The sequence below is a fragment of the Mesorhizobium sp. M4B.F.Ca.ET.203.01.1.1 genome (assembly GCF_004791025.1).
Taxonomy (GTDB): Bacteria; Pseudomonadota; Alphaproteobacteria; order Rhizobiales; family Rhizobiaceae; genus Mesorhizobium; species Mesorhizobium abyssinicae.
The window spans coordinates 1-328 of record NZ_SRUO01000168.1; the positions used below are offsets into that span (position 1 = coordinate 1).

Here is a 328-nt window from a genome sequence, read left to right on the forward strand (position 1 = left end):
GGGATTTCGGCCCCATGTCACGGTGCGTCAGCTTGAACCAGGCGCGGGCGAAGACTTCGGAGAAATGATCCTGATCATCCTTGAACTTCAGCGAAATCTCACGATAGATCGGATCGACCTTCAGTGCCATGTCCGCATCGGTCATCATCGGGATGGTGCGGATCGAGGCATCCTCGACGTCAACAGGCTTGTCTTCTTCGGCAATGGTGATCGTCGCCCATTGCGATGCACCGGCGGGGCTGTGCGTCAACGTCCACTCATGCTTGAACAGCATGTCGAAGAAGCCGTTGTCCCACTTGGTCGGATGGCTCGTCCACGCGCCTTCGAT

At 57.3% G+C, this 328-nt stretch carries 1 pseudogene; it reads right to left on the bottom strand.

The window, feature by feature from the left end:
* Positions 1-328: pseudogene (locus EN846_RS34155) on the bottom strand (catalase-peroxidase); the annotation flags it as partial.